This is a genomic window from Geothermobacter ehrlichii (assembly GCF_008124615.1).
Classification (GTDB): domain Bacteria; phylum Desulfobacterota; class Desulfuromonadia; order Desulfuromonadales; family Geothermobacteraceae; genus Geothermobacter; species Geothermobacter ehrlichii.
In genome coordinates this window covers 31066-51944 of the sequence record NZ_VNIB01000007.1, presented here as the reverse complement: position 1 = coordinate 51944, position 20879 = coordinate 31066, and the positions used below count along the sequence as shown (strand labels likewise).

Annotated in this window: 19 protein-coding genes; 14 read left to right on the top strand and 5 right to left on the bottom strand. The window is 64.0% G+C overall.

What is annotated here, in order from left to right; genetic code table 11:
- Positions 1 to 52 precede the first annotated feature (52 nt).
- Positions 53 to 613, top strand: coding sequence for a hypothetical protein (locus tag EDC39_RS08830; protein ID WP_148896021.1), 561 nt, complete (start codon positions 53 to 55; stop codon positions 611 to 613).
- Positions 614 to 825: 212 nt separating this feature from the next.
- A complete protein-coding gene (locus tag EDC39_RS08825) occupies positions 826 to 1614 on the top strand; it encodes a hypothetical protein (protein WP_148896020.1) in 789 nt (262 codons plus the stop codon).
- A 322-nt stretch (positions 1615 to 1936) separates the two neighbouring features.
- Here EDC39_RS08825 and EDC39_RS08820 read toward each other — a convergent pair whose 3' ends face one another.
- From EDC39_RS08820 to EDC39_RS08810, 3 genes are all read right to left on the bottom strand, one after another.
- A complete protein-coding gene (locus tag EDC39_RS08820) occupies positions 1937 to 4219 on the bottom strand; it encodes an HD domain-containing phosphohydrolase (RefSeq protein WP_148896019.1) in 2283 nt (760 codons plus the stop codon).
- Between the two features lie 488 nt (positions 4220 to 4707).
- Entirely contained in the window at positions 4708 to 5166 is a 459-nt protein-coding gene (yidD, locus tag EDC39_RS08815; protein WP_246140222.1) for a membrane protein insertion efficiency factor YidD, read from the bottom strand.
- On the bottom strand, positions 5163 to 6485 hold the full coding sequence (locus EDC39_RS08810) for a replication-associated recombination protein A (protein WP_148896018.1): 1323 nt from the start codon (positions 6483 to 6485) through the stop codon (positions 5163 to 5165). The genes yidD and EDC39_RS08810 overlap by 4 nt, the downstream gene beginning before the upstream one ends.
- 129 nt (positions 6486 to 6614) lie before the next feature.
- On the opposite strand from EDC39_RS08810, the gene EDC39_RS08805 reads away from it, so the two are divergent.
- The 8 genes from EDC39_RS08805 to EDC39_RS08770 all read left to right on the top strand — a co-directional run bounded on the left by EDC39_RS08805 (position 6615) and on the right by EDC39_RS08770 (position 16580).
- Positions 6615 to 7469: an NAD(+)/NADH kinase gene (locus tag EDC39_RS08805; protein ID WP_148896017.1), complete on the top strand. Its 855-nt coding sequence runs from the start codon at positions 6615 to 6617 to the stop codon at positions 7467 to 7469.
- Between the two features lie 28 nt (positions 7470 to 7497).
- Positions 7498 to 9180: a DNA repair protein RecN gene (gene recN / locus EDC39_RS08800; RefSeq protein ID WP_148896016.1), complete on the top strand. Its 1683-nt coding sequence runs from the start codon at positions 7498 to 7500 to the stop codon at positions 9178 to 9180.
- Positions 9170 to 9646: an N-acetyltransferase gene (locus tag EDC39_RS08795; protein ID WP_148896015.1), complete on the top strand. Its 477-nt coding sequence runs from the start codon at positions 9170 to 9172 to the stop codon at positions 9644 to 9646. Before recN ends, EDC39_RS08795 begins: the two co-directional genes overlap by 11 nt.
- A 110-nt stretch (positions 9647 to 9756) precedes the next feature.
- Entirely contained in the window at positions 9757 to 10626 is an 870-nt protein-coding gene (locus tag EDC39_RS08790; protein ID WP_148896014.1) for a M23 family metallopeptidase, read from the top strand.
- Positions 10627 to 10818: 192 nt separating this feature from the next.
- Positions 10819 to 13503: a preprotein translocase subunit SecA gene (gene secA, locus EDC39_RS08785; RefSeq protein WP_187426721.1), complete on the top strand. Its 2685-nt coding sequence runs from the start codon at positions 10819 to 10821 to the stop codon at positions 13501 to 13503.
- 23 nt (positions 13504 to 13526) lie between these two features.
- The gene (argJ, locus tag EDC39_RS08780; RefSeq protein ID WP_148896013.1) at positions 13527 to 14714 is read left to right on the top strand and encodes a bifunctional glutamate N-acetyltransferase/amino-acid acetyltransferase ArgJ; all 1188 of its coding nucleotides are present in this window, start codon (positions 13527 to 13529) and stop codon (positions 14712 to 14714) included.
- Positions 14715 to 14727: 13 nt separating this feature from the next.
- Positions 14728 to 15405 carry a deoxyribose-phosphate aldolase gene (deoC, locus tag EDC39_RS08775; RefSeq protein WP_148896012.1) on the top strand — a complete coding sequence of 226 codons (678 nt, stop codon included), beginning with the start codon at positions 14728 to 14730 and terminating at the stop codon, positions 15403 to 15405.
- Positions 15402 to 16580: a phosphopentomutase gene (locus tag EDC39_RS08770; RefSeq protein WP_148896011.1), complete on the top strand. Its 1179-nt coding sequence runs from the start codon at positions 15402 to 15404 to the stop codon at positions 16578 to 16580. Before deoC ends, EDC39_RS08770 begins: the two co-directional genes overlap by 4 nt.
- Before the next feature lie 3 nt (positions 16581 to 16583).
- Here EDC39_RS08770 and EDC39_RS08765 read toward each other — a convergent pair whose 3' ends face one another.
- Complete coding sequence (locus tag EDC39_RS08765) at positions 16584 to 17354, bottom strand: PilZ domain-containing protein (RefSeq protein WP_187426720.1); 771 nt, start codon at positions 17352 to 17354, stop codon at positions 16584 to 16586.
- Between the two features lie 235 nt (positions 17355 to 17589).
- Here EDC39_RS08765 and EDC39_RS08760 point away from each other — a divergent pair, with 235 nt between their 5' ends.
- On the top strand, positions 17590 to 17970 hold the full coding sequence (locus EDC39_RS08760; RefSeq protein WP_148896009.1) for a DUF2914 domain-containing protein: 381 nt from the start codon (positions 17590 to 17592) through the stop codon (positions 17968 to 17970).
- An 88-nt stretch (positions 17971 to 18058) separates the two neighbouring features.
- Here EDC39_RS08760 and EDC39_RS08755 read toward each other — a convergent pair whose 3' ends face one another.
- A complete protein-coding gene (locus EDC39_RS08755) occupies positions 18059 to 18502 on the bottom strand; it encodes a MucR family transcriptional regulator (RefSeq protein WP_148896008.1) in 444 nt (147 codons plus the stop codon).
- 194 nt (positions 18503 to 18696) lie between these two features.
- Here EDC39_RS08755 and EDC39_RS08750 point away from each other — a divergent pair, with 194 nt between their 5' ends.
- The 3 genes from EDC39_RS08750 to EDC39_RS08740 all read left to right on the top strand — a co-directional run bounded on the left by EDC39_RS08750 (position 18697) and on the right by EDC39_RS08740 (position 20852).
- Positions 18697 to 19737, top strand: a complete 1041-nt coding sequence (locus tag EDC39_RS08750) for a deoxyguanosinetriphosphate triphosphohydrolase (RefSeq protein ID WP_148896007.1) — start codon at positions 18697 to 18699, stop codon at positions 19735 to 19737.
- Positions 19738 to 20022: 285 nt separating this feature from the next.
- The gene (locus EDC39_RS08745; RefSeq protein WP_148896006.1) at positions 20023 to 20445 is read left to right on the top strand and encodes a chemotaxis protein CheW; all 423 of its coding nucleotides are present in this window, start codon (positions 20023 to 20025) and stop codon (positions 20443 to 20445) included.
- Positions 20442 to 20852, top strand: a complete 411-nt coding sequence (locus tag EDC39_RS08740; RefSeq protein ID WP_148896005.1) for a chemotaxis protein CheW — start codon at positions 20442 to 20444, stop codon at positions 20850 to 20852. The genes EDC39_RS08745 and EDC39_RS08740 overlap by 4 nt, the downstream gene beginning before the upstream one ends.
- Positions 20853 to 20879: the final 27 nt, after the last annotated feature.

Sequence of the window (20879 nt, the reverse complement as noted above, 5' to 3'; positions counted from 1 at the left end):
CGTTTGTTTGACACCGGGCGAAGGCCCATACTCTCACACCAAGGAGAAGGACATGAAAAACGCAGCAAGGATTCTTTTGATCGCCATCTTTACCCTGATGTTGCCGCTGGTTGCGGTGGCTGACAAGGAGATGGACCATGGCATGATGAAGGACGCCGGGCACCACGGCAAGATGGAAGGCATGGACCATGACGGTATGAAGGGCATGGACCATGACGGCATGAAGGGCATGAAGATGGGGGCGGGCATGCTGATGCTCGGCACCGAGAGTGAAGACGGCGTCGAGGCGATGGCTCATGCCAAGGTCTATGACGAGGCGGCCCGTGCCTCCATGGAGAAGATGGGCATGAGTGCCACCCACCATTTCATGATCATGTTCAAGGACGAAAAGACCGGCGCTCCGGTGACCGGGGGGCTGGTTGCAGTCAAGATCAAGCCCAAGAACGGTGAGGCGGGCAAGGCGATCAAGTTGATGCCGATGAAGATGGGCATGGGCGAAGGCTTCGGCGGCGATATCAACCTGCCGGCACCCGGCGAGTATGAGATCAAGGTCGGCAGCAAACTGGCCGACGGCAAGAAACGCCAGTTCAAGTTTGAAATCCGGGTCGAATAGACCGACATCGGTGTTGTCCGGGATGCTGGAGGTGCAGTGTGCTTCCAGTGTCCCGGACTACCCTCCTTTTTTCTGCATCCCCACGCAAAAGATGTCAGCCCCTTGGTAAACCTTGTCCGAAATCATACGTCTAACGGTAAACAGGGGACATTGCCGCCGCCAGAGGTTGCCGGGGGCTGTCTTGCCTGAAACACGGAAACCGGGAGTTGCCCATGTTGAAGCTGTTGTTGTCGACAGGATTGCTGTTGCTGAGTGTTCTTCCCGTTTCGGCCGCGGGATTGAGCCTGGAAGTCGGCCTGGATGTGGCCAGTGGTGATTATGGAACCGATGAAACGGTCACCGCGGTGACCGTGCCGGTGACCCTGGCCTGGAGTACGGCGGATTTTGACCTGGCCCTGACCCTGCCCTGGATCAGTCAGTCGGAAGGAACGACGGTGCTCATGGGTGGTCGACGTTTCGGCGGTATGGCGGACGGTTTGTCGACGGTTGGCGGCATGGGGGGAGGCCGCCTGGCCGCCGCCGGCTCCAGCGAGGGTCTGGGGGATGTAAGCCTGGAGTCGAACTGGGCTTTCTGGTCTTCGTCGAGCCTCGAGTTGAGCCTGCTCGGCTATCTCAAGGCACCGACCGGAGATGACAGCAAGGGGCTGGGTACCGGCGCCTGGGATGTCGGCGCCGGGCTGGCCGTCCGGCGACTGCTGGGTGACTGGTTTCTCGACGGTTCCCTGCGTTCCATCCTTCCCGGTGACAACGGTGACTATCAGCCCGATCCGTACTGGGAATGGTCGGCCGCCGTCGGGCGCTACCTGGCCGGAGGCTGGAATGTTTCCGGTGGCCTGGAAGGGGCCACGGCGCCTTTTGATGGTGAGGACGACGCCCTCGAACTGGTAGGGCGTGTCGGCTGGGAGGGAAATGATTTCGGGTTTGGCGGCCATCTGCTCGGCGGGCTCAGCGACGGCAGTCCGGATGTGGGGGCAGGGATCTACATCTTCCACCTTTTCTGAGCAGGGGCGGTTCTTTTGCACCGGCTCGTCGTTGCGTCCCTCTTCGCTTGTGCGACGTACCTTCCGGTACGCCTCCGCGCTCATCGGGCCGCGCCTTGACCCGGCACAAAATTCCTCGCCCTTCGACGGTTCGGGGGAGAGGGGCTGGCGAACTTCGTTGAAGCCGGGTTGCGGGGCGGTTCTTTTGCACCGGCTCGTCGTTGCGTCCCTCTTCACTTGTGCGACGTACCTTCCGGTACGCCTCCGCGCTCATCGGGCCGCGCCTTGACCCGGCACAAAACCCCTCGCCCTGCGCCGGCGCTCGAAGTGCTGCCGGTCTTCTTCAGTGAACGGTCAGAACCGGTTCGTCGGCAAGCCCGGCTTCATGGCGGGCCACGTAATGGCTGATGAAGCCGTTGAGAGCGCCGGAGATCTCCTCGGGCACACGCAAAAACTCGATGCCGACGCCGTGCGGCAGGCGTTGCGCCTTGCGGTTGTTGTGCCAGGCGACTCTCCCCTTCAGCCGGAAGAGGGTGGAGGGCTGGTTGGGCAGGGTGAAGATGACCTCGACGTGGTTGTTGACGTCGATGGGATGGTCGGTGGCGACGAAGATGCCGCCGCTGCTGAGGTTGGCGCTGGTGCCGGCAACGACTCGGTTGCCGATCTGGCAGGAGACATGTGTGCGGCAGGGGATGCGGACCTTGCGCCGGTCGATGCTGGTTCTTTTCGGCCTGGACCTGCCGACCATGCAGACCCTGGTTTCGTTGATGTAGCGGAAAAAGGCGTCGACCACATTCTTGTCGAAGTGGATCAGGCTTTCTTCGGCCAGAAGCTGCAGGGCCACGGGATAGGGCATCGGGTCCCGGTAGTGGCGCTTGGAGGTGATGGCCTCGAAGAAGTCGGCCACGGCGATGATGCGGGCGCCGAGCGGAATCTCTTCTCCCTTCAGCCCCTTCGGATAGCCGCTGCCGTCCATCTTTTCGTGGTGGGCGCCGACGATCTGCGGGATCTGGCGATAGATGCCTTCGAAGGGGATCCGTTCGAGAATTTCGCGGCTCTTGTCGGGATGGGTGCGAATCAGGGCCTTTTCTTCGGCGGAGAGTTCACCGTCCTTTTTCAGGATGAAGTCGGGAACGGCCAGCTTGCCGTAGTCGTGCAGCATGGCGGCGATGCGGACCATGTCGGTGTAGTCCTCGGAAAGACCCAGCTTGCGGCAGATGCCGACGGCGTATTCGGTGACCTGGGCCGAGTGCCCCGCGGTCAGAAAGTCGCGGGCGTCGATGCTTGCCGCCAGGACCTGCAGGATCGACTGGAACTGGCTTGACTGCTGATGGAGCAGACGCGTGTTCTGCAGGCCGATGCCGATCAGGGGAACCAGCCCCTCGAGCAGCTGCAGGTCGCTTTCCAGCAGTTGTCGGCGCGGACTGGACAGGCCCATGATCAGCAGCCCTGCAGGATGTTTTCCATTGTGGATGGGGCAGCAGAGAAACGAGCGGTTGCCCAGGTGGGCCATCCAGCGGCAGAAATTGTGGTGGCGGACGGAATGCAGCCCCCTGACGTCGTTGACGAGCAGCGAGCCGGACTGCCGCAGAAAGTCGGGCAGGGGGTGGCCCCTGGACTTCAGATCCATGGAAACGGGTTCGCGCAGTACCGCCAGGTCCTGTTCGCCCAGTCCGAATCCCGCCCGGTACTGCACTGTCTTTTCGTCCCGGTCGACGAGGAAGATCATGCCCCGGTCGAAGTCGAGATTTTCGGCCAGAATGTCGATGACCGCCTGCAGCAGATCCTCGCTGCTGCCGCGGCTGCCCACCGCCTGGCTCAGTTCCCGGGTCAGCTGCAGCTTGACCGCGTTGGCGTTTTCCTGGTCGACGAGGTGCTCGTTGGTCAGGATCTGCCGGTGCAGGTGTTTCTGGATGCCGATACGCTCGATGATACCGCCGATGGCGGTCAGGGCGAAGAGGCCCCCCATGGCGGCGAACGCAAGAGGGCCGGTCGCCGTTGCCGGGATCCACGGTATCGCCGGCAATGTCAGCAGGGTGCCGGCGGCGAGCAGGTTGCGGGCGCGCCTGAGGGTGTCGCCCGGTCGGTTGGGCCAGGAAAGGACATAGAGACAGCGGCTGTCCCCCCGGCCGGTACAGCGCGGATGAACGAAACCGGATCCTTCCTGGCTGTAGAGCGGAGCCAGCCCTTCGAGAAAACCGGTCACGTACTGACAGAGGAAGGGGCCGTGTCCCTTGCCGCCGAGCGACAGTTCGAGACGTCTGGCGCCGGTTTTTTTCAGTTCCCATAGCGCCGGTCGGCCGGACTGGTGCCGCCGTATCAGGTGCTGCAGAAGGAGGCCGGGGCCGACGATTCCCTGGGCCGCCTGGCTGAGAAAGCCGAGGCTTGCCCGGCGCCCGGCGTGGCGTCCCACCCGGCGCAGCAGCATGTCGTCGCCGGTTGCGGCTGCGACATGCTGGCAAAATCGGTAGAATTGTTCAGCTGTTACCCGCAGCCGTTCGCGGTCGATGCCGGAGGCTGTCAACAGTGACTGAATGGGAACGGAAACGTCGGAACGGCCGAGATAGTCGAGGCAATGCCGCAGCGGCTCGCTGAAGTCGATCGGTGGTTCGTTCAGCGGAGGCATGACGCCTCCATGGGGGAAAGAGAGAATAGAACCGTGTGCGCTCCGGAGGGTTGGATGCCGGACGCTGGTAGTGGGTTCTGTTTTTGACGACGACCAGGGGTCGATACCATCCCGTAGGCTCCATGCCGGTGCCTGCAGGACATCGAAAAACGATCGTGGTTGGCGTGACCCCGCGTCCGCAAGCCGATGACCGGCAGGTAGTACACAGTCATTGACCTGCCTGAACTCACGAACCCGGCAAGGCGTCGAAACAGCCTCAAACGCTCATTCACTCACTTTGTAAACCGAGTTTTTGCGTTTTTCGGCCGTCTTTGCCCCGTTTCGCCCACCCTCATGACGCTTTTCAATACCCTGCCTAAGCCGGCCATATGCATTCCAATGACTGCAAAGGGTGGTATATCGCTCTGTTGCCCCCTCCTTGAAACCGGTAAATCAGAAGCGAACCGCCGTCAATATAACCTGCGCGGCGGGCAAAAACAAGCTGAAAATCACTGGGTTATTTGCCCTGAGTCCATGCGGGAACGGGGTGGTTGACCATCGGGCGGATCCGGCGCCGCCGCGGGATGCCCCAGCCAGAAGTCGTTGGCCTCGACCGGGTCGAAATAGCGATAGCGATCGCCGACCAGCACCGGCCGGCGGCGTTCGCGCGGATCGTTTTCGTGAATCAGGCGGTCGACGGTGAGCAGAATGCCGAGCCAGGGGCCGTGGCGGGCCAGGGCCTGGCGGGCGTAGGCCGAACAGGTCGGATACATGGGGCAGCGGGCGCCGTCGACCGGTGAGATGTAGTGCTGAAAGAAACGGATCGCCTGGTCGAAAGCCGGACCGTCGGCCTCGATCGGCATCTCTTTCCGGCTCTTGCCGTCCCAGGGCTGCCAGTCGGATGCCGCGCTCCAGAGCGGGGTCGCCGGCAGCAGAAACAGCAGAACGAAAAGCAGCCGCCGGCTCATGGTTTTTCCTTTCGGCCCCTGCGCCGCATTTTCAGCTGCGCATGATAGGCCATGCGTTCGCCGATGGTCTTCTCGTAGCCGCGGTCGGTCGGCCGGTAGAAGGTTCGGCCGGCCAGGTCTTCCGGCAGGTGGGACTGGGTTGTCAGGGCTTCGGCCTGGTCATGGGCGTACTGGTAACCCTTGCCGTAGTCGAGTTCCTTCATCAGCCGGGTCGGGGCGTTGCGCAGGTGTTTGGGGACCGGCAGGGCGCCGCTGGCGCGAACCTCGGCCTGCGCCTGCTTGATGCCGACATAGCTGGCATTGCTCTTTGGCGCCGTGGCCAGATAGGTGACACCCTGGGCCAGGTTGATGCGCGCTTCGGGCAGGCCGACGAAATGCACCGCCTGCTGCACGGTGATGGCGATCTGCAGGGCGCGGGGATCGGCGTTGCCGACATCCTCGGAGGCGAAGATGACCATCCTGCGGGCGATGAACAGGGGGTCTTCGCCTGCCTCGAGCATCCGGGCCAGCCAGTAGAGGGCGGCGTCCGGGTCGGAGCCGCGCATGCTCTTGATGAAGGCCGAGATGACGTTGTAGTGCTCCTCGCCTCCCTTGTCGTAGAGAATGGCCCGGCTCTGCAGCGCCTCCTCGACCAGGGGCAGGTCGATGGTTCCGTTGCGGGCCGCGGTGGCGGCGATCTCCAGCGCGCCAAGGGCCACCCGGGCATCGCCGTGGGCCCGCGCGGCGAGAAAATCGAGGGCGTCCTCCTCGATTTGCAGATTGCTGTCCGCCAGGCCGCGCGGATCGCGCAGGGCTTTTTGCAGCAGGGTTTTCAGATCCTCGGCGGAAAGCGGTTCTAGCACGAAGACCCGCGACCGGGAGAGCAGGGCCGAATTGACCTCGAAGCTCGGGTTTTCGGTCGTCGCGCCGATAAGAATGACATCCCCCTTCTCGACGGCGGGAAGAAAGGCGTCCTGCTGCGCCTTGTTGAAACGGTGGATCTCGTCGACGAAAAGCAGGGTGCGGCGGCCGTGCCAGGCGCGTTCTTCCGCCGCCTTGGCGACGATCTCCCGCACCTCCTTGATGCTGCCGAGAACGGCCGAAAAAAAGACGAAGCGGCTGCTGGTGGTGTTGGCGATGACGCGGGCGAGGGTGGTCTTGCCGGTGCCCGGCGGTCCCCAGAAGATGACTGAGGCGAGCCGGTCCTGTTCGATCAGCCGGCGCAGCAGTTTCCCTTCCCCCAGCAGGTGCTGCTGGCCGACCATGTCGTCCAGGGCCTGGGGCCGCATCCGCTCGGCCAGCGGGGCGTCGTCGCCGGTGCTCTGAGAGAAGAGGTCCATTGCGCGTGTCTCCTTGCCGCGTTCGACTCTAGCACAGCGGACGGGGCCCGGCAACCGGACGTAGTGGCGGCAAAGGGATGGACGCAGGGGCGTAAATCTGCTAGATTTCGACGATTAGAGGTGGTTCTCATGAAAAGAATCGGTATCTATGCCAAGCACAACAACCGGGATGCCGCGGCCCTGGCCGGCGATGTCTGCTGCTATCTCGAAGAGCGCGGCTGCAGCATCTTTCTGGAAGATGTGCTGGCCTCGGCGCTGGGGCGGGAGAAGGGTTATCCGCCGGGCGCCATTCCTTCCCTGGTCGACCTGGTCGTCGTGCTGGGTGGTGACGGCACCCTGATTTCCGTCGCCCGGCTGATCGGTGAGCTGCGGATTCCCATCCTCGGAGTGAATCTCGGCCGGCTCGGTTTTCTCACCGAGGTCGCCTGCGACGAGACCTTTCCGGTGCTCGACCGGGTGCTGCGCGGCGATTTCGAGGTGTCGAGCCGCATGATGCTCGACGCCGTGGTGCTGCGTCGCGGCGAGGCCGTCGGCCGTTTCCGTACCCTGAACGACGTTGTCATCAACAAGGGGGCGCTGGCACGCATCATCGACATGGAGGCCAGCATCAACGGCGGCTACCTGACCACCTTCCGCGGCGACGGCCTGATCATCTCGACCCCGACCGGCACCACCGCCTACAACCTGGCCGCCGGCGGCCCCATCATCCATCCGGGGCTGCACTGCCTGGCCATCGCCCCCATCTGTCCGCACATGCTGACCAACCGGCCGATCATCGTCTCTGACGAAGACGTGATCCGGGTCGAGGTCAAGTTTCAGGACGAAGAGGTGATGCTGACCGCCGACGGCCAGATCGGCATGCCGCTGGCCGGCGGTGACGTGGTCGAGGTCAGGCGGTCTCCCTGCGTGACCCTGCTGGTGAAGAGCCCGCAGCGGGACTATTTCGAAATCCTTCGCACCAAGCTGCTCTGGGGAGAGCGCTAGCCCGCGACCGGGCGGCCGACGGATTGCCATGCTCAGAGAACTCGTCATCCGCAACTTCGCCATCATCGACCGGCTCGAGGTGAGTCTGAAGCCGGGATTCAACATTCTTACCGGCGAGACGGGCGCCGGCAAGTCGATCATCATCGATGCCGTCGGCCTGCTCATCGGCGGCCGCGCCCGGCCCGAGGTCATACGAGCCGGTACCGACGAAGCGACGGTCGAAGGGCTGTTCGACATCGCCGGGCTGACCGAGGTCAAACGGCAGCTCGAGGCATCCGGTTTCGAGGTTGCGGACGAACTGACCGTCAAGCGGGTGATCAGTCGGGAAGGGAAGAACCGGATCTTCATCAACGGTTCCATCGCCCGGCTGGGGCAGCTGCAGGATATCAGCCGACGGCTGGTCAACATCTACGGCCAGCATGAGCACCAGCTGCTGCAGAAGCCCGAGGCCCACCTCAATTTTCTCGATCATTTCGCCGGCCTGCAGCAACAGCGCCGGGCCTGTGCCGACTGCCATGCCGGGGTGAAGGCGTTGCGCGACGAGCTCGAACAGCTCGAGCAGGGAGAGCGCGACCGCCAGCAGCGGCTCGATTTTCTGCGGTTTCAGCGGCAGGAGATTGCCGCCGCCGCCCTGCGGCCGGGGGAGGACGAGGAACTGGAACAGGAGCGCAAGCTGCTGAAGCATGGCGAAAAACTCTCCCAGGCTACCGGCGGCGGCTATGAAAGCCTCTACGGCGGTGCGAACTCGGTCTGTGAAATCGTCAGCCGGCTGGCGGGAGAGCTCGAAAACCTGGCCGAAATCGACCCGCTACTCGGGACCCTGGCGGAAACCCTGCGCAGCAGCCAGTACAGTCTCGAGGACGTCGCCCTGCAGCTGCGCGACTTTTCCTCCCGGCTCAGTTTCGAGCCAGGCCGGCAGAACGAGGTCGAGGAACGGCTGGCCCGCATCGGTCAGCTCAAGCGCAAGTATGCGCCGACGGTCGAGGGGATTCTCGAGCGGCTGCAGCAGGTCGAGGCCGAACTCGACCGCCTCGAGCACGCCGACAGCCGACGCGAGGAGCTGGCCGGACAGTTGCGGCAGGCCGAGGCGCGCCTGCGGGAGCTGGGGCAGGACCTCTCCGCCCGGCGCCGCCGGGCGGCCGAGAAGATGGCGCGGGCGGTCGAGCGGGAACTGGCCGATCTGGCCATGCCGGGATCCCGTTTCGAGGTTCATTTCTTTGACCTGGACGAGCCGGGACCGAGGGGGCTGGAGCGGATCGAATTCTACCTGTCGACCAATCCCGGCGAAGATCCGAAACCCCTGGCCTGGATCGCCTCGGGGGGCGAGCTGTCGCGCATCATGCTGGCCCTGAAGCAGGTGGCGCCGGAGGCCGACGGGGTTTCGACCCTCGTTTTCGACGAGGTCGACGCCGGGATCGGCGGCGAGGCGGCCAGCGCCGTCGGCCGCAAGCTGAAAAAAGTGGCCCGGGGATTGCAGGTCCTCTGCATCACCCACCTGCCGCAGGTGGCGGCATTCGGGGACAACCATTACCGGGTCGAGAAGATGGTCGACGGTGGACGGACCTTCACCGCCATGGTCGCGCTCGGCGACGAGACGCGGGTCCGGGAGATGGCCCGCATGCTGGGAGGCGACCGGGTGACCGAACGGACTCTCGAACACGCGCGGGAAATGATCGAAGCCGTCGCAAGGGAGAAAGACGATGGTACGTAAGGCGGTCATCGCCGATGCCAAGGTGATTCACGGTCTGCTCAACCACTATGCCGGCGAAGGATTGATGCTCTCCGCCTCGCTGGCCGAGGTCTATGAATACATCCGGAGTTTCTATGTCTTCGAGCAGGACGGCGCCGTCGTCGGCACGGTCCGGTTGCAGATCTGCTGGGAGGACCTGGCCGAGATCCGCTCCCTGGCCGTGGCCGAAGAGGCCGGCGGCAGGGGGGTCGGCCGCAGCCTGGTGCTCGCCTGTCTCGACGAGGCCCGCGAACTGGGGTTGAGGCAGGTCTTCGCCCTGACCTACAAGCCGGACTTTTTCGCCCGGCTGGGGTTTGTCGAGATCGACAAGAGCCGGCTGCCGCAGAAGATCTGGCGCGACTGTATCAAGTGCGCCAAGTTTCCCGAATGCGACGAGACGGCGGTCAGCATCGACATCGACGGCGCCGTCCCGGACGGCGACAGCTAGCCTCAAATGTCGGAAAACTTGACAAAAAACGGGAAATACGGCTATCAATGCATTTTCATGCAGGGTCGTCTGTCGACGCCGCAGGCGTCGGCATTGCCTAGGGAGGGCCGGTGACAGACAAGCGTTTCACCATTCTGATCGTTCCTGAAGACGCCCGGCGCGTGCGCCGGTTCATGCTGCCGGGCTGGACGGTCCGGGCCTGTTGCCTGGCGATGGCGGCGGTGGTGCTCGGCGTCGCCCTGCTCGCCGCAGGCTATGTGCGCCGCGGGATCGACCGGGAGGAACTGGCGCGTCTGCGGCAGGAGAACACCGAGCAGCGGCTCGAGCTGGCCCGGCTCTCCACAGAACTGCAGACCCTGAACCGCGACCTGACCCTGCTGGCCCAGAACGATGCCCAGGTACGGAACCTGACCAGCGTCCAGGCCGCCCGGCCGGACGCCCTGACCGGCATCGGCGGACCGCCGGAACCGGAGCTGCCGAACGGGCTTTCCGACCTGCAGGAGCGCATCGACCAGGTACGTCGCCAGATCGATCTGCAGCGCCTCAGCCAGGAAGAGATTCAGGCCGCTCTCAACGACCAGCGATCGCTGCTGGCGGCGAAGCCCCAGGGCTGGCCGGTCAAGGGCTGGCTGACCTCGACCTTCGGCATGCGCAAGTCGCCCTTCACCGGCCGGCGCAAGATGCACGAGGGGCTCGACATCGCCGCCCGCACTGGAACCCCGGTGCATGCCACCGCCGACGGGGTGGTGACCCAGGCCGGAATCGCCCCCGGCTACGGCAAGCTGGTGGTCATCGACCATGGCTACGGCTACAAGACATACTACGCCCACAATTCGCGGATTTACGTCAAGGTCGGTCAGCGGGTCAGGCGTGGCGACCGGATCGCCGCCGTCGGCAACACCGGCAGTTCGACCGGCTCGCACGTTCACTACGAGGTGCGCCGCAACGGGGTGCCTGTCAATCCGCGCAAGTTCCTGTAGCCTCGGGACGCTCGATATGGCCTTGTCAGCAGACACGCGGTTGCCGTTTGGCAGCCGTTTTTTTATGCCCTTGCCGGCGGTGAACATGCAGCTGCCTGCGGGGGCTGCATTCTTGTCGGAGCCGACCCCCTGTGGTAGAATTCACCGCTTTTAGCCCGGAGGGGGCGGGCAGACTCACGCAGGAGAGAACGAATGATCAACAGCCTGATCAAGAAGATAGTCGGCAGCAAGAATGACCGGGAGCTGAAGCGCCTGCAGCCGCTGGTCGACCGGATCAACGCCCTGGAGCCGCAGATACAGGGGCTGAGCGACGAGCAGCTGCGCGGCAGGACCGCCGAGTTCCGCCAGCGGCTCGACAACGGCGAGTCCCTGGACGATCTGCTTCCCGAGGCATTCGCCACCGTGCGCGAGGCGGCGGTGCGGGTGCTCGGTATGCGCCATTTCGACGTGCAGCTGATCGGCGGCATGGTGCTGCACCAGGGCAAGATCGCCGAAATGAAGACCGGCGAGGGCAAAACCCTGGTCGCGACCCTGCCCAGCTACCTGAACGCCCTGACCGGCCGCGGCGTGCACGTGGTGACGGTCAACGACTACCTTGCCCGTCGCGACGCCGAATGGATGGGGCAGGTCCACCGCTTTCTCGGGCTGAGTGTCGGCTGCATCGTTCATGGCCTGACCGAAAAGGAACGGCAGCAGGCCTACGGCTGCGACATCACCTACGGCACCAACAACGAGTTCGGTTTCGACTATCTGCGCGACAACATGAAGTTCGCCCTCGAGGACTACGTGCAGCGCGAGCACCACTACGCCATCGTCGACGAGGTCGACTCGATTCTCATCGACGAGGCGCGCACGCCGCTGATCATTTCCGGTCCGTCGGAAACCTCCAGTGAGCTCTACTACATGGTCAACCGCATCATCCCCCGGCTGAAGCAGGGCGAGGTGATCGAGCATCGCGACGGCAAGATCGGCCAGGCGCGCAAGGAATACACCGGCGACTACACCATCGACGAAAAGTCCAAGACGGCGACCCTCACCGAGGAAGGGGTGGCCAAGGTGGAGAAGATGCTCGGAGTGCAGAACCTCTACGATCCGAGCAACATCGAGCTGCTGCACCATGTCAACCAGGCTCTCAAGGCGCACACCCTGTTCAAGCGCGACGTCGACTACGTGGTCAAGGACGGCGAGGTGCAGATCGTCGACGAGTTCACCGGCCGCCTGATGCCCGGCCGCCGCTGGAGCGACGGTCTGCACCAGGCCATCGAGGCCAAGGAAGGGGTCAAGATCGAGAGCGAGAACCAGACCCTGGCCACCATCACCTTCCAGAACTACTTCCGCATGTACGAAAAGCTGGCGGGCATGACCGGTACCGCCGATACCGAGGCGGCGGAGTTCAACGAGATCTACAAGCTCGACGTGGTGGTCATCCCGACCAACCGGCCGATGATCCGCATCGACCAGTCGGACGTGATCTACAAGACCGAAAAGGAGAAGTTCGCCGCCGTCATCGAGGATATCGTCCAGCGTCACGACAAGGGGCAGCCGGTGCTGGTCGGCACCATCTCCATCGAGAATTCGGAGCGCCTTTCCGAAATGCTCAAGAAACGCGGCGTGCCGCACAACGTGCTCAACGCCAAGCACCACGAAAAGGAAGCCTTCATCGTCGCCCAGGCCGGCCGCAAGGGGGCGGTGACCATCGCCACCAACATGGCCGGTCGCGGTACCGATATCGTTCTGGGGGGCAACCCGGAGATGCTTGCCCGGCAGCAGGCGCAGAATGCCGACGACTTCGAAACCGCCTACCAGGAGGCCCTCGAGCATTTCCGGCCGATCTGCGCCCGGGAAAAGGAAGAGGTGCTGGCCGCCGGCGGTCTCTATATCCTCGGTACCGAGCGCCACGAGTCGCGGCGGATCGACAACCAGCTGCGCGGCCGTTCCGGCCGTCAGGGCGATCCGGGTGAGAGCCGATTCTACCTGTCGCTGGAGGACGATCTGCTGCGCATCTTCGGCTCGCAGCGGGTGGCCTTCGTCATGGACAAGCTGAAGATTCCGGAAGGGGAGCCGATCGAGCATCCGATGATCTCCCGCGCCATCGAAAACGCCCAGAAGAAGGTTGAGGCGCACAACTTCGAGATCCGCAAGCACCTGATCGAGTACGACGACGTCATGAACCGTCAGCGTGAGGTCATCTACCAGCAGCGGCGGGAGGTGCTGGCGGGCGAGAACATCCGCGAGACCATCGACGGCATCATCGAGGAAATCGTTCTCGACATGGTGGCCACCTTCTGCCCCGAGAAGACCGCGCCGGAGGACTGGAACTGGTCGAGCCTGCTGGAAGACTGCTTCAACCAGTTCTATTTCCGGCCCGAGCTGCCGGAGCCGACCCCCTCGCTGACCCAGCGCGAGCTGGAGGAGATGCTGATCGCCCAGGTGAAGGCCCGGCTCGACCAGCGCAGCGAGGAGATGACGCCGGAGGTGTTCGAGCACCTGATGAAGGTTCTGCTGCTGCAGGCCATCGACGCCAAGTGGAAGGATCACCTGCTTTCCATCGACTACCTCAAGGAAGGGATCGGCCTGCGCGGCTACGGGCAGAAGAACCCCAAGGAGGAGTACAAGCGCGAGGCCTACCAGCTGTTCATGGACATGATGGGCCGGATTCGCCAGGAAGTGGTGCAGATGCTCTTCCGGGTGCAGCTGGTCCGCGAAGAGGAGGTCGAGCGGCTCGAACAGGAAGAGAGGCAGCAGCGCCTGGCCATCGGCCGTGCCGGCGGCGCGCCGCAGGCGCGTTCGCCCAAGGTCAATCCGGAAAAGATCGGCCGCAACGATCCCTGCCCCTGCGGCAGCGGAAAGAAATACAAGAAGTGTTGCGGCGCCTAGCCGGCAGCGGGGAGTGAACAGCGATGAACGCCGAAAGCAGATCTGTTGTCCGCGGATACCGTTTCGCTTCGGGAGCCGCGGGAATCAAGGCTTCAGGCAAGGCCGATCTCGGCCTGATCGTTTCGGAGACGCCGGCCGCGGCGGCCGGTGTCTTTACCCGCAACCAGGTGGCAGCGGCGCCGGTGGTGGTGACGTCCGGGCGGCTGGCGAAGGGACGCTGCCAGGCCATCGTCGTCAACAGCGGCAACGCCAACGCCTGCACCGGCGAGCGGGGGATGCGCGACGCCGTGCGCATGGGCGAGCTCGTCGCCCGCGCCCTCGGCATCGACCAGGAGCTGGTGGCTGTCTCCTCGACCGGGGTCATCGGGCAGCCGATGCCGATGGCGGGGCTCGAGGATGCCGTTGCGCGTCTGGCTGGCCGGCTCGATCCGGACGGCTGGCCGGGGGTGGCCGAAGCGATCATGACCACCGATTCCTTTGCCAAGACCGCGAGCCGCACCGGCGCCGGTTACGGCATTCTGGGCATCGCCAAGGGGGCGGGCATGATCCATCCCGACATGGCGACCATGCTGGCCTTCGTGCTGACCGACGCCGCCGTCGACCCGGCATTGATGAAGACGCTGCTGCTGCAGGCCGTCGACCGGACCTTCAACGCCATCACCGTCGATGGCGACACCTCGACCAACGACATGGTGCTGCTGCTCGCCAATGGCCGAAGCGGCGGTGACGTCATCGCCGCCGGCAGCCGGGAGGCGGAGCAGTTTGCCGCTCTGCTCGAGGAGGTGCTGCTCGAGCTGGCGAAGATGATCGTTCGCGACGGCGAGGGAGCGACCAAGCTGGTCGAGGTCCGCGTCACCGGCGCCGTCAGCGACGCCGAGGCGCGCCTCGCGGCGCGCAGCATCGCCACTTCCAGCCTGGTGAAGACCGCCTTTTTCGGCGAGGACGCCAACTGGGGACGCATCATCGCCGCCGCCGGCTATTCCGGGGCGACGGTCGATCCCGACCGGGTGCGGATCCTGTTCGACGATGTCGAAATGGCCCGCAACGGCCTTGCCGTCGGTGGCGACAGCGAAGCGAGGGGCACCGAGGTTCTGCGACGGGACGCCTTCGTCGTCACCGTCGATCTGGGGCTCGGCGACGGTGCTTTCAGCTACTACACCTCCGATCTGACCCATGACTACATCCGCATCAACGCCGAATACCGGACCTGAGAGGCCGGCCGCGATGACGCCGTTGCGGAATCCGGCCCGCCTCATCGACCATACCCTGCTCAGGCCGACGGCCAGCGAAACCGACATCCGGCAGCTGTGCGAGGAGGCGGTCGAATACGGTTTCGCCTCGGTCTGCGTGCCGCCGGTCATGGTTCCGCTCGCCGCCCGGCTGCTCTACGGTTCGTCGGTGGCGACCGGCACCGTCGTCGGTTTTCCCCTCGGCTACAGTTCCCCGCAGGTCAAGGTTTTCGAGGCGCGTCAGGCCGCCGGTGAAGGGGCGACCGAGATCGACATGGTCATCCAGCAGGGATGGATGGCCGCCGGGGAGGTTGCGCGGGTGGAGGAGGAGATCGCCGCCGTCGTCCGGGCGGTGCCCGGCGTCGCCGTCAAGGTGATTTTCGAATGCTGCCGGCTGTCGCACCGGCAGATGGAGATCCTGGTCGGGATGGCGATACGCGCCGGGGCCGCCTATGTCAAGACCTCCACCGGATTTGCCGAGGCGGGGGCGAGCGTCGATCACGTCCGGCTGCTGGCCGCAAGTGCCGCCGGCCGGATCGGCGTCAAGGCGGCGGGAGGGATCCGCACCCTGGCCGACCTGCAGGCCATGGTCGCCGCCGGCGCGACCCGGATCGGCACCTCGAGCGCCTGCGCCATCATGGAGCAGTGGAGCGAGGAGGCCAGGGGCGCATGAAAGCCTTTCGTCGTGTCGTTCTCATCGTTCTCGACGGGGTCGGAATCGGTGCGCTGCCCGATGCCGCCGCCTACGGCGACGCCGGCGCCAACACCCTGCGCCATGTCGCCGAGGCCGTCGGCGGGCTGACGCTGCCCCATCTCTGCCGGCTCGGTCTGGGCCGGGTGATCGACTTTCCCGGCGCGTCGCAGCAGGCGTTCGTTGCGGGGGCTGCCGGGCGCATGGCGGAACGGGCGGCGGGCAAGGATTCGACCGCCGGTCACTGGGAGCTGATGGGGGTGATCCTCGACCGGCCCCTGCCGACCTTCCCCGAGGGGTTCCCGCCGGCGATCATCGAGGCGTTCGAGGCGCAGACCGGCCTGAAGGTGCTCGGCAATGTCGCCGCCAGTGGCACCGAGATCATCGACCGGCTCGGGGAAGAGCATATGCGTACCGGCCGCCCCATCGTCTACACCAGTGTCGATTCGGTTTTTCAGGTCGCCGCCCATGAAGAGGTGATCCCGGTCGACAGGCTCTACGAGCTGTGCCGGACGGCCCGGCGGATTCTCGACCCCTGGCGGGTCGGCCGGGTCATCGCCCGCCCCTTCGTCGGCGATCCCGAACACGGTTTTCGGCGGACGGCGAGAAGGCATGATTTTTCCCTCGCTCCGGTGGGGACGACCGTTCTCGACCGGCTGGCCGAGAAGAGGGTTGCCGTTTGCGGCATCGGCAAGATCGGCGATCTCTATGCCGGTCGCGGCCTCTCCGAACAGCAGGCGACGGCCTCCAACGCCGAAGGCATGGAGCGGATTCTGGCGGCGATCGGCCGACTGGACAGTGGCGTGATCTTCGCCAATCTGGTCGATTTCGACATGCTCTGGGGGCACCGGCTCGACGCGGCCGGTTTCGCCGCCGGCCTGGAGGCTTTCGATCGCTGGCTGGGCGAGCTGTTCGCCGTTCTGGAGGAAGACGACCTGCTGATGATCACCGCCGACCACGGCTGCGATCCGACCACGCCAAGCACCGACCACAGCCGGGAATACGTGCCTCTGCTCTGCTGGCATGCCGGCATGCGGGGCAGGGTCGACCTGGGGCTGCGCGGCAGCTTCGCCGATGTCGGCGCGACCCTCGCCGAGGCCATGGGCGTCGAGTCTCCCTGTGGCGAGAGCTTTCTGGTCAGTCTGTTTACGGACTGAGATTCAGGCGGAAAAGGGTCGGCCGGGGTCGGGCTGGCCGTTTTGGCAGGTGTGCTGCCGGATATTGGTCAGATCGATTTCGATGTGTCCGTGCTTTTCTTCCAGCTCCTTGAGCAGCCGCTGTTCGAGAAAGGCCTCGAGCTGCGCGGTGGCTTCGGCGTCGAGATCGCGGAACTCGAGACCGATGCCCTGCTGGTAGCGGTTTTCGGGGCAGGGTTCGACGATGTAGATCACCCTGGCTGTCAGTTCGAGTTCCCGCTTCATGCCGAGCAGGGGGAGAACCAGGCGGAACTCCTCGCCCCGGGAGACGGCCAGCGAGGTCTTGATGAAGATGCCGCGGACACTGATGCTCAGGATCTCGACCAGCGAGGTGGTCTCGGCCCGCATCACCATCCCCGGAACGCGGACGGCAATGCGGAAGTTGTTGCGGGGCAGGGGTTCGAGATGCTGCTGGACGATGCAGAAAAGTTTGAAGATGTCGACCGGAACGTCGAGCCGGATGCCGGATGTGTCGGGCCTGCAGTCGCCGGGAGGGCCGATCAGGACCACGGGGCATCCGGTCCGCCGGCAGCCGGCATCGACAAGCCGGCCGATTTCGGGATGGGCGGCCAGACGGGATTCGACCAGCAGAAAGTCCGGGTTGCCGTCGGTGAAGTACTGGGGCAGGTCTTCGGGCCGGTGAGTGGCTATCACCCGGTAACCCCAGTGTTTGAGAATAAGTTCCAGCGTGGTCAGAAGGTCTTCCTGGCGCAGGCAGATGAGGATTTTCTTCATTGGAACCTTCTTTGACGACATGCTGCGAATTTAAGTGAAAAGCGCTGCCATTGGCAAGAAATTCCTGCAGGCGGGATGAAAAAAACCGCTCCGTTGGCTAGAATGTCTTGCCGAGGTTTTTACACGCCGATCGCGCGCCGTCACCGTCGCCGGTCCGAAGCTCCGGGGAACCGGAAATGCCGCCGGGTTGCCGGCGGAAAGACGGCCTGGGCAGAAGAGAAAAGGAGAAAAGAGAATGAAACGAATCGTTGTTGTTCTATTGGCGGGAATGCTGCTGGTTCCTTCCCTGTGCCGGGCCCTCGAGGTTGCCGAAAGCGCTCTGGCGAGGAAGGTCGAGCAGCGGCAGCCGGTCGACGTCATGACCGAGGTTCCGGCCGACATCGGCCGTCTCTACTGCTTCACCCGCCTGGTCGGGGCCGAAACGGAGACCCGCGTGGTCCATGTCTGGTCCTGGGAGGGCAGGGAGATGGCCCGGGTCGAGTTGCCGGTCCGCTCCAACAACTGGCGGACCTGGTCGTCGAAACGGATTTTGCCCGAATGGAGCGGCGAGTGGACGATCTCCATTCTCGACGCGCAAGGCAATCTGCTCGAAAAGCTCTCTTTTCAGGTCCGATGAGCTCACGGATTCAGGTGAAAAAAGCGCCCCGCAAGGGGCGCTTTTTTTGAACAGCGGAAAAGGGCGGCTGTTTCGCAGCCGGACCCTTTTATTTTTTGGCAGCCTTTTTCCGGCCGCCCTTTTTTCTGGCGGCGCGAGCCTTGGCCAGGTTGTCGGCCAGTCCGGCGTCGAGGGCCATCTGGCGGCGGGTTTCGGAATAGCTCTTGGCCGCCAGCGGCTGCGAGCGGGGAATGTCGAACTGGCGGCGGTAGTCGGCGGGGGTCATGTCGTGCTTGGTGCGCAGGTGCCGGGCGAGGGTCTTCATCCCTTCACCGCAGATCATGCAGTAGACCTTGTCACGTCCGAAGGCCTTCTTGCGGCTGACGACCGGCGCTCCTTCCTGTTGTTCGCCGGCGGCTTCAGGGGCCTGGGACAGTTTCTGCAGCGCCTTGTACAGTTCGGACAGGGAGCTGACCATTTCTTCGGTCGACATGGAACGGGAGGTCGCCTGGGCTTCGACGAGATCCTTGGCCATTTGCAGCAGTTCGGACATTTGTTTTCTCCTTTTCGATTTTCGGTTCCGGCAACTTTGATCACAACGTTGCCGGATTCAGTGGATTGAAATGAAAAAAGCGGCCGTTTGATAGCGGCCCCGCAACTTTTTCTTTGACCTTGTGAACGCTAAAGATAATATTGATGCGATCATTTGACAAGAAGTCAGTTGAATTTTTTTGCATCGGTTTGACAATGACCGTCAGAGAAACGATTGAGGAAAGAGAGAGAAAGACTCTTTCGAAACAGGCATCGCTGAGTCAGAATACGCAAGGGCGTGCCGTCGACGAAGATCCCTGTCCTGTAAGAACCTGTTACCAGGTCGATCGTGATCGCATCCTGCACAGCAAGTCGTTCCGCCGGCTCAAATACAAGACGCAGGTTTTTCTTTCTCCCGAAGGCGATCATTACCGAACCCGGCTTACCCATACCCTCGAAGTTTCCCAGATCGCCCGCACCATCGCCCGTGCTCTCGAGCTGAACGAAGATCTGACCGAAGCGATCGCCCTCGGTCATGACCTGGGTCATACTCCCTTCGGTCATGCCGGGGAACGGGTTCTCGACCGGCTGGTTCCGGGGGGCTTCCGGCATGTCGACCAGAGCCTGCGGGTCGTCGACCGGCTCGAAAAGGATGGTGCCGGCCTGAACCTGACCTGGGAGGTGCGCAACGGCATCGCCGGTCATTCCAAGGGCGAGGGGCCGCTCCACGAGCCGGACCCCGCCCGCCGGCCCGCGACCCGCGAGGGGGAGATCGTCCGTCTCGCCGATATCGTCGCCTATGTCAACCACGACCTTGATGACGCCATCCGGGGCGGACTCATCGCCGCCGAATCTGTGCCTCGCCGGATGCTGCGGTCGCTCGGAGACCGGCATGGACGGCGCATCGGAGTGCTGGTCGAGGACATCATTGCCACCACGCGGCGGGTCGACGACGGCCATATCCATCTGTCACAGGAACGGGCCGAGGCGCTGCTGGCCCTGCGCGACTGGCTTGGGATGCATGTCTATCGCGCGGCGGGAGTCGATCGCGAGTTCGGCAAGGCGGCACGGATACTCGAAGAGCTGTTCCGTTTTTTTCTCGAAAAGCCCGAAGCCCTGGACGAGTTTGGAGCCGGTTGGGACCGGACGGCGCCGCCGGAGACGAGGATCGCCGATTTCATTGCCGGCATGACCGACCGGTTTGCCCTCAACCTCTATCGCCGGCTCTTTCTGCCGGAGCCGTGGAAGGTTGTCTGACGACCTGAATCAGTGGAGTTCATGCCGGATGGAGAGTGCACCTGCATGGCCTGAATGCGCTTTGCAAAAATCTTGGGCGCCCCCATAGGTTCGTCGGTGATTTTTGCAAAGCGCAGACTGGCCAATGGCTTGTGCCATCCGCCGGAGATGAGCTTGCTGATTCAGGTAAGTGCGCATAAATGCGAATCTTTTCTCCGGTCGGCAGCTTGACACCCTCCAGGGGGTGTGCTAGCTTTAATGAGCTTTCCGGCCGGTTGATGGTCGGTATTCCGCTTTCGAGGTGCAATGGTCAGTGCCGACAGGTTGAAACTGGTTGCCGGTGTTGGGCCCCTGCAGCTGCTCTTCGGCATCGACGAGCTGCAGGAGGTGCTCGCTGCCGGTGAACTCGAGTGGCTACCGGATGGCGAGGCGATACGGCTGCGGGGGGCGGAGGTGCCCGTTCGCGATCCGGAAAGCCTGTTCGGCGTGCCGGCGGCGGCAGCTTTCGCGGCGCGGCATCTTCTGGTCTTTCGCGATCCCGACCGGCCCTGGGGGCTGCTGGTTGACGATATTGTTGGCGTTTTTCCCGCCGAAAGCTTTATACTGCGCGATGTGCCGGCCCTGCTGCGCAAGCCGGGGCAGAGCTACCGGCAGATCGCCGTTCATCAGGGCCGGGTGCTGATCTGCTGCGACAGCGAACGGCTGGCAGCCCGGCGGAGTGCGCCATGAACCTCGATCCGAAGTTCGTCCTGGTCGGCGTCGGAGACGGGTTGTTCGCTTTCAGCGTCGGCCAGGTGAAGGCTGTCGTCGAGGGAGCGGAGATCTTTCCCCTGCCGCAGTTACCGTCGGGTTTTCTCGGCGTTGTCCTGCACGGGGACGTGCCCGTTCCGGTCTGCGTCGGAGCCGGTTTTCGGACCGACGGAGAGGCTGCGGTTCCCTACCTGTTGCTCGGCCGTTCCGAATGCGGTCTGGTCGCCTTCCCGGTCGACCGGGTGCTGACGACGGTCGGCGGCGAGATGCTGGAAGAAGCTGATGCGGAGGAGACGCTTCCCCCCTGGCAGACGGCCTGGATTCGCTGCCGGGAGCGACGCGTCCCCCTGATCGATATCGACCGTTTTCTGGCGAGCGTGGGCTGACTGGCGGCATTGCCCTGTTTCTGAACA